Annotated in this window: 7 protein-coding genes; 2 read left to right on the top strand and 5 right to left on the bottom strand. The window is 67.7% G+C overall.

The annotated features are described in order from the left end of the window. Nucleotides 1-154 precede the first annotated feature (154 nt). On the bottom strand, nt 155-1,096 hold the full coding sequence (locus tag AB6730_RS14490; protein ID WP_371024313.1) for a patatin-like phospholipase family protein: 942 nt from the start codon (nt 1,094-1,096) through the stop codon (nt 155-157). 9 nt (nt 1,097-1,105) lie between these two features. Further along, a complete protein-coding gene (locus AB6730_RS14485; RefSeq protein WP_306848655.1) occupies nt 1,106-2,095 on the bottom strand; it encodes a YafY family protein in 990 nt (329 codons plus the stop codon). 219 nt (nt 2,096-2,314) lie between these two features. Here AB6730_RS14485 and AB6730_RS14480 point away from each other — a divergent pair, with 219 nt between their 5' ends. Both AB6730_RS14480 and AB6730_RS14475 read left to right on the top strand, forming a co-directional pair. Beyond that, entirely contained in the window at nt 2,315-3,241 is a 927-nt protein-coding gene (locus tag AB6730_RS14480) for a hypothetical protein (protein WP_371024312.1), read from the top strand. An 80-nt stretch (nt 3,242-3,321) separates the two neighbouring features. Beyond that, nucleotides 3,322-4,179 (top strand): YdiY family protein, encoded by an 858-nt coding sequence (locus AB6730_RS14475; protein WP_371024311.1) that lies wholly within the window; start codon nt 3,322-3,324, stop codon nt 4,177-4,179. Between the two features lie 58 nt (nt 4,180-4,237). On the opposite strand, the gene hemC is transcribed toward AB6730_RS14475, so the two are convergent. The 3 genes from hemC to AB6730_RS14460 form a co-directional block, all read right to left on the bottom strand. Next, nucleotides 4,238-5,158 carry a hydroxymethylbilane synthase gene (gene hemC, locus AB6730_RS14470; RefSeq protein WP_371024310.1) on the bottom strand — a complete coding sequence of 307 codons (921 nt, stop codon included), beginning with the start codon at nt 5,156-5,158 and terminating at the stop codon, nt 4,238-4,240. A gap of 83 nt (nt 5,159-5,241) precedes the next feature. Further along, complete coding sequence (locus AB6730_RS14465; protein WP_371024309.1) at nt 5,242-5,955, bottom strand: LytR/AlgR family response regulator transcription factor; 714 nt, start codon at nt 5,953-5,955, stop codon at nt 5,242-5,244. Continuing rightward, the gene (locus AB6730_RS14460) at nt 5,933-7,000 is read right to left on the bottom strand and encodes a sensor histidine kinase (RefSeq protein WP_371024308.1); all 1,068 of its coding nucleotides are present in this window, start codon (nt 6,998-7,000) and stop codon (nt 5,933-5,935) included. The genes AB6730_RS14465 and AB6730_RS14460 overlap by 23 nt, the downstream gene beginning before the upstream one ends. Between the last annotated feature and the right edge of the window lie 8 nt (nt 7,001-7,008).

The following is a 7,008-nucleotide window of genomic DNA, read 5'->3' as shown; positions in this document are numbered from 1 at the left end:
TCGCGGCACTGCCGTCCATCGGCTTGCCGCACTCCGCTCTCACCTCCAAGCCTAGCCCTTCGGAAAGACACAAGCCGACCTTGTCGGCGATCCCGCGGCAGCGGGCCAGATCACGGCAAGCACCCATCGCCGCTGAAGCGGCTCCCACAACTAACTAGCGGAAGGCTGTTCGCGGCGTCCAATGGTCCAGCGCGCGAGCGGTCCGCTCGCGCCCCAGCTCGATCAGCTCGCGCGCGCGATAGAACTCGTACACGGTGGACACGTTGCGCGGGATCTCGATCAGCAGGTCGGGCGGATAGGCGGCCAGGCGCAGCCGCGAAAGATTGGCCTGCATGAGGTCCATGGACTGCGTCATCAGGTCGAACGCGCCCGGGTCCCTGACCTTGGTTTCGCCTTGCGGCAGCACGCGCCCGATCAAGCGGCCCAGGCGGGCGGTATAGCCCTTGTCCGCCACGGCGGCGACGTCGCGTTCGGGTGGTTGCTGCATCTCGGCCGCGCCGTCCACGCTCACGGCCACGACGTAATCCGCGTCCTCGCGCATCAAGGGCAGCACGGGCAGCGGATTGAGCAGGGCCCCGTCGACCAGGCGCCGGCCCTCATGTGTGTACGGGCGGAACAGCGTGGGAATCGCGATCGAGGCGCGGATCGCATCGAACAGCGGTCCACGGGTGAGCCATACCTCGCGTTCCCGGTCGATGTCGGTGGCCACCGCCGTGTACGTGATCGGCAAGTCCTCGATGTTCACCTCGCCGATCAACTCGCGCAGGGCCGCCATGATCCGGTCGCCCTTGATGAATCCACCACCGGAGAAGCTCCAGTCCACCAGGCGCAGGACATCGAAGCGGGCCAGCGTGGAAACCCAGTCTCGGTAGATGTCGAGCTTGCCCATGGCGTAGATGCCGCCGATGAGGGCGCCCATCGAGGTGCCGGCGACGGCGACGATCTCGAAGCCGCGCTCCTCCAGTTCCTCGATGGCGCCGATGTGGGCAAGGCCCTTGGCCGCACCCGCGCCCAGTGCCAGGGCGACGCGGGGTTTGCGCGGCTCGCCGGTGGTGGCGGGCAAGGCGCCGGGATCGGCGATGTCGAGGTCGCTCATGGAACCTGCTTAGTGACGGTTGCCGTTGCCCTGGTACCCGGAAAGGGCCAGTTGCAGCAGGATCTTCATTTCCTCGCGCAAGGGCAGCGGCGAGACGATCTCGGCATCCGGACCGTATTTGAGTACGTCCATCAGCAACTCGCGCGAGTTCGAGTACGGCACCTTCAGTTCGTAGCGGCCATCGGGCAGCCATTCGCCCTTCTGTTGGGAATGCCAGTGCTCGTCGGCCACCCAACGTGCGGCGTGCGACGAGAAACGAATGGTGGCCCAGGCTTTCGGCTTGCCGGCGAAGATGCCGTAGCTGGAGGCGAGCAGGTCGTTGAGTTCCGCCTCTTCCACGTCTTTCGCCTTCGCATCCAGCGCCTGCGGCTCGGCGATGCGGTCCACCGCGAAGCTGCGCAGCGCCTCGCGATCGTGGTCCCAGACATCCAGGTACCAGTTGTCGCGGTAGTGGGTCAGGCGTTGTGGCGACACGGTGCGCTTCGTATCGGAGTTCGTCGTGCGTGCGCGGTAGCGGAAACTCAGCTGGCGGCGTTCGAGCACGGCGCCGGCGACCATGCGGAACACTTGCTGGTCCATCTTGCGCGCGCCCCAGGAGATCACCCGGATGCGGTCGACGGGCAGGGCCTTGCCGCTGCCATGGTCGGAGAGCAGCCGTTCGATGCGCGCCTTGAAAGGAGCCAGGGCCCCGGCCAGCACACCCGGGTCGGAGCGGCCGATCAGCTCGTTCAGCGCCATCAGGGCGGCCAGTTCGTCGCTGGTCAGCCACAGGCCGGGCAGTTCGAAGCTGTCACCTTCACCCGCTTCGTAACGGAACGAGGCCTGCTCGCCGGCGACGCTCTGCACGGGCGCGCCCAGCGCGTCGCGCAGGAAGGCCACATCGCGATAGAGCGTGGCGCGCGAGCATTCCAGCTCGTCCATCAGCCGCGACAGGGGTACCGGGTAATGGGCCGACTTAAGCAGCCGGTGCAGGGTGAGAATGCGCTCGTAGCGGTCCATGGGTGTCGCCGGCAGATGGAGCTTTCGGGAAGTGTGTCCGCGCGGGCGTGATGCCCGTATCTACGCAGGCCAAGCATGGCGGCGGGCGGTGCGCTCCGCAAGGGATGACTGCGGCGCGCGGCGTAGGATTTCCGTACCCGTGGGAGTCCCGGGTTTGCGCCCGGCACCAATAGGCGCAAAAATGTGGTCTTTGCGATTCGCCGAAGGCCTCCCCCGACCATGGCGGAACCGAACGAGGCGCCCCCCATCGCGCTGGCCCACGGGCGGTCCGATGGCGATGGCGCACTCTCCAGCCTGTTCTCCCTACCGATCGTGGTCGTGCAGACGGCCAGCGCCACGGGCTATGGCCTGTGGATGGTGCTCGGCACCGCCCTGGCCCTGGGTCTCTACCCGGATGGCCGCGGCGACGTGCTCGCCCCGTTGTCGATCGGGATGGTGCTGGTGGGCGTCGGCCTCCTGGCGACCTGCCTGCGCTTGCCCTTCGCGCCGGAATGGCACGGCTGGAATCCGGTGAAGCGGATGATGCCGACCCCGGAAGGCATGATCGCTATGGCGACTTTCCTGCCGATGCTGGCCCTGGGCGGCCTGGCGCGCGGTGGCAACGATTTCTGGGCGACCCGGCTGGCCGGCGCGGTGCTCATGCTCTGCAGCCTGGCCACCCTGGTCTATACGGCACGCGGCGATTCCCGCGGCCTGCGGGGCGCGGTGGCCTCGATGGCCAATACCCTTCCCCTCGGCCGGACGATCTCCGCCCTCTTCGCCGGCGGCTTGTGGTTCTGGCTTTGCGTCGCACTGCAGGTTGAGACGCCGATCGATCCGCTCAATCCCTGGCGACTGGCCCTGCTCGGGGTGGCGCTCGCCTTGGGCCTGGTGGAGGGCATGCGTTGGCGCGCGTTGCGCCAGCTGGCCGAGGAATGCGGCAAGACCGCGAGCATCACGGGCGGGCGCAGCGCGGTTTCGCTGCTTGGTTGGCGCTTTGGCGTCGCGGCGCTCGCGATCGGATTGCCTTGCCTGCTGTTGATCGCCCATCCGACCGGTGCGACGCAGGCGTGGGCCGCCGGTCTGGCCGCGTTAAGCTGCGTTGTCGGTCAATGTCTCGAACAGCGGCTTTATGGCCGCGCATACGCCCGGCTGGTCTCAAGCTAGGCAAGATCATGGCGCGGGGGCGCGCCGCTGGCCATCCAGACGGCCAAAGAACACCTTTCCAATCCACATCCGGGTAGACGATGAAAAAACTGCTTATCGCCACGCTCGTCCTCGCCGCGCTGCCGTTCACGGCATCGGCACAGGACGCCAACGCCAATCCGAACCAGGACCCGTCGCAGAATGGCGGCTGGACGGGTTCGGGCGAATTCGGTTTCGCCTCGTCCCGTGGCAACTCCCGCTCCGAGAACGCCAACGCGAAGCTCGGCCTCAGCCAGGAAAACGAGGTCTGGAAGAACAACTTCTTCCTCAACGGATTGCGCTCGAAGGGCGAGGTTTCCGTCACCGACGGCGACGGCAACACCGTCGACAAGTTCAGCACCACCGCGAACCGTTACGACACGGGCGCCTCGGTCGGCTACAAGTTCGATCCGCGCAGCTACGTGGTGACCGCCGCCCGTTATGAGCACGACGATTTCGGCGCCAACCTGTGGCAAGGCATCATCTCGGTCGGTTACGGTTACATCGCGCTGAAGAACGAGCGCGCCGAACTCTCGTTCGAAATCGGTCCCGGTTTCAAGCGCTACCAGCCGGCGAAGTCGACCCGCGCGGTCTTGAACGCCGACGGCACGCCGGCTGTCGACGCCGAAGGCAACGCCCTTTCCGAGTCCTACACGCCGAGCGCCGAGAGCGAAGTCGTCGGCCGCGGCCTGATCAACGGCAAGTACCGCCTCACCGACAATACGGCGCTGGAAGACACGCTGCTGGTGGAAGCGGGTTCGAAGAACCAGTACTACCAGAACGACATCGGCGTCTCGGTCAGCATGACGAAGAAGATGGCGCTCAAGGTCGGCTACCAGATCCGCTACAACAGCGACACGCAGCCGGGCACGGTCAGCACGGACAAGCTGATGACGACGAACCTCGTCTATAACTTCTGACGTTCCGGCTTCGGGAAAGCATCGCCGACAAGTCGGCGATGTTCTTACCCTGAGCCCCTCACCGCTGCGGCTTCAAGAACTCCTCGGCACCCAGCGCCAGCAGCATCGCAGCCACCTCGTGCCCCAGCTCCACCGGCGTGTCGTCCGGGCTGTCCGCCTGCGCGTGCAGCAACTCGCCGGTGGCGGCGTTGCCGACCATGCCGTGCAGGGTGAGCCCGTATTCGGCGACGACGCACCACGCGCCGATGGCCACCGCGCAACTGCCGCCGAGCTTTTCGTTCATCGCCCGCTCCGCGTTCACGGCGATGCGGGTTTCCTCGTCTTCCAGCGCCGCAAGCAAGTCACTCACGCGTCGGTCGTTCGCCCGGGACTCCACGGCGATCGCACCCTGGCCTGGAGCCGGCAGCCAGCCGGGACTGGCCAGCCGCGTACGGATGCGCTGGCCGAGGCCCAGCCGCTCCACGCCCGCGCAGGCGAGGATGATCGCGTCGTAATGACCGTCATCGAGCTTGGCCAGCCGCGTGTTCACGTTGCCGCGCAGGTCGAGCAATTGCAGGTCGGGACGCAATGCGCGCAACTGGGCCTGGCGACGCAACGACGACGTGCCGACGCGGGCACCGTTGGGTAGCTCGGCGAGGTTCGCGTAGTCGTTGGCGATGAAGGCATCGGCGGCGTCGGCGCGTGGCAGGACGGCGGAAAGGGCGAAACCCGGCTCCAGTTCGGCGGGAACGTCTTTCAGCGAGTGCACGGCGATATCCGCGCGATCCTCCAGCATCGCCACCTCCAGTTCCTTCAGGAACAGGCCCTTGCCGCCGATCGTGGCAAGCGAGCGGTCGAGGATCTCGTCGCCGCGCGTGGAGAGCGGTACCAGCTCGACGACCAACCCGGGATGCGCCTGGCGCAACAGGCCGGCCACGTGTTCGGCTTGCCAGAGGGCCAGCGCACTCTTGCGGGTGGCGATGCGGAGTGGTGCGGTCATGGCGGTCCGTACGGGGCTATCGTGAAAGATGTCGATTGTCCCGCAAACCACCCTCGAGCGCAGCGCGGCGGAACGTCCCGGCGTCAGGCGCCCGGGGTGCGGAGCAACTGGCGGATCGCCGGCAGGTTGCGCCGGCTCACCTCGGGTGCGATCTCGGTGCCGGCCAGGCGGGCCAGCACGCGACCGTCGGCCAGTGTTTTCAGCCCCAGCAGCCTCTCGCGCGGAACCAGGCAATTGCGATGCAGGCGGACCAGGCGCTCGCCATGCGCGGCCTCGAGCTGGCGCAGCGATTCGTCGATCAGCCACATGCCGCCACGATGGTGCACGGCCACGTACTTCTCGTCCGCAAGCAGGTAGAGCACCTCGTCGAGCGCCACGCGCACCTCGTCCGCCCCATGCCTCGCACGCAACCAGGCCCCCCGTTCGGCATGGACCGGCTGGCGTCGCGCCATGGCGCGCTCCATCGCCTCATCCAGCCGCTCGGCGCGGACCGGCTTCAAGAGGTAGTCCGTCGCGCCGAGGTCGAAGGCGCTGAGCGCGTGTTGCTCGTAGGCGGTGCAGAAGATCACCTGGGGCGGCGCCGGTAACGTGGCGAGCCGCTTCGCCGCGAGCGTGCCCGTCAGCCCGGGCATTTCGATGTCGAGCAGGACGAGGTCGGGCTTCAACTGGGTGCAAGCCTCCAGCACGGCGTCGCCATCGGCGACCTCGGCCACCACGGTGACGTCCTGGCGGCGGGCCAGCAAGGTACGCAGGCGCATCCGCGCCAGCGGTTCGTCATCGGCGATCAGTACGCGCATGCGCGGACTCCGGCAGGAACAGGGTCACGACGAAACGGTTGTCGTCGGTCTCGGCGCGCACCGTGGCGCGTTCGCCGAAGTGGAAGCGCACGCGTTCACGGACGCTGCGCAAGCCGTGCCCGTTACCCGGGGTGGCGGGCGCGTCGGACAGCGGATTGTCGACCACGATCTCCACGCCGCCCGGCACGCGGCGGCCACCGAGGCGGATCGTGCCTCCCGCGCGGCTGGGCTGAACGCCGTGGCGGATCGCGTTTTCCACCAGCGGCTGCAATAGCAGGCGTGGCAGCGGAAGGTCGTCCGGCACGTCGATGGCGCGCTCCACGCGCAGCCGGTCGCCCAGGCGCAGCGCCTCGATCTCCAGGTAGCGATCCACCAGCGCCCATTCCTCGCCCAGCGTTCCCAGGGACGACGGGTCGCTGCCCAGGGCGGCGCGGAAAAGTTCGGCGAGGTTTTCGACCGTGCGTTCGGCGGCGTCGGGGTCGACGCGGATCAACGCGGCCACGGCATTCATGCTGTTGAAGAGGAAATGCGGCCGGATGCGCGCCTGCAAGGCGGCCACCTGTGCCTGTGCCTCCGCCGCCACGCGTGCCTGCCATTGCGCCACGACATAGAAATAGCGCAGCAACCCCGCGCCGAGGAGGCCGGTGGCAAGCACGCTGTCGCGCACGAAGCGGAATCGCGACGCCGGACTGAGGCCGGCGCCGAGGTTGTGGTCGATCCAGCCGAGCAGGGTGGCGCTGAGCCCGACCGTGACCACCAGCAGCAGCCATACGGCGGCGTAAGGCCACAGCCAGGGCAACCGCTGCATCCAGGGGCGCAACTTGCACAGCGCCACCGTCAGCAACATCGACAACCAGCTGGTGAACAACACGGCGATGCAATAGTCGCGCAGGTCGCCGTCGTTACCCGGCGCGAGCCACATCAGGGTGACGGTGAGCGCACCCACCACCAACAGCGCGAACAACACCGGCAGGCTACAGAAATCGGGCAGCGGCGCCGATGGCGGGCGTGGATGGGCGGGGCGGGCGGACGGGGCGGCTGGCATGCGGCGAG

Origin of the sequence: Luteibacter sp. RCC_6_2 (assembly GCF_041360655.1) — a bacterium.
Taxonomy (GTDB): Bacteria; Pseudomonadota; Gammaproteobacteria; order Xanthomonadales; family Rhodanobacteraceae; genus Luteibacter.
This window is presented reverse-complemented; position numbering and strand designations above follow the sequence as displayed.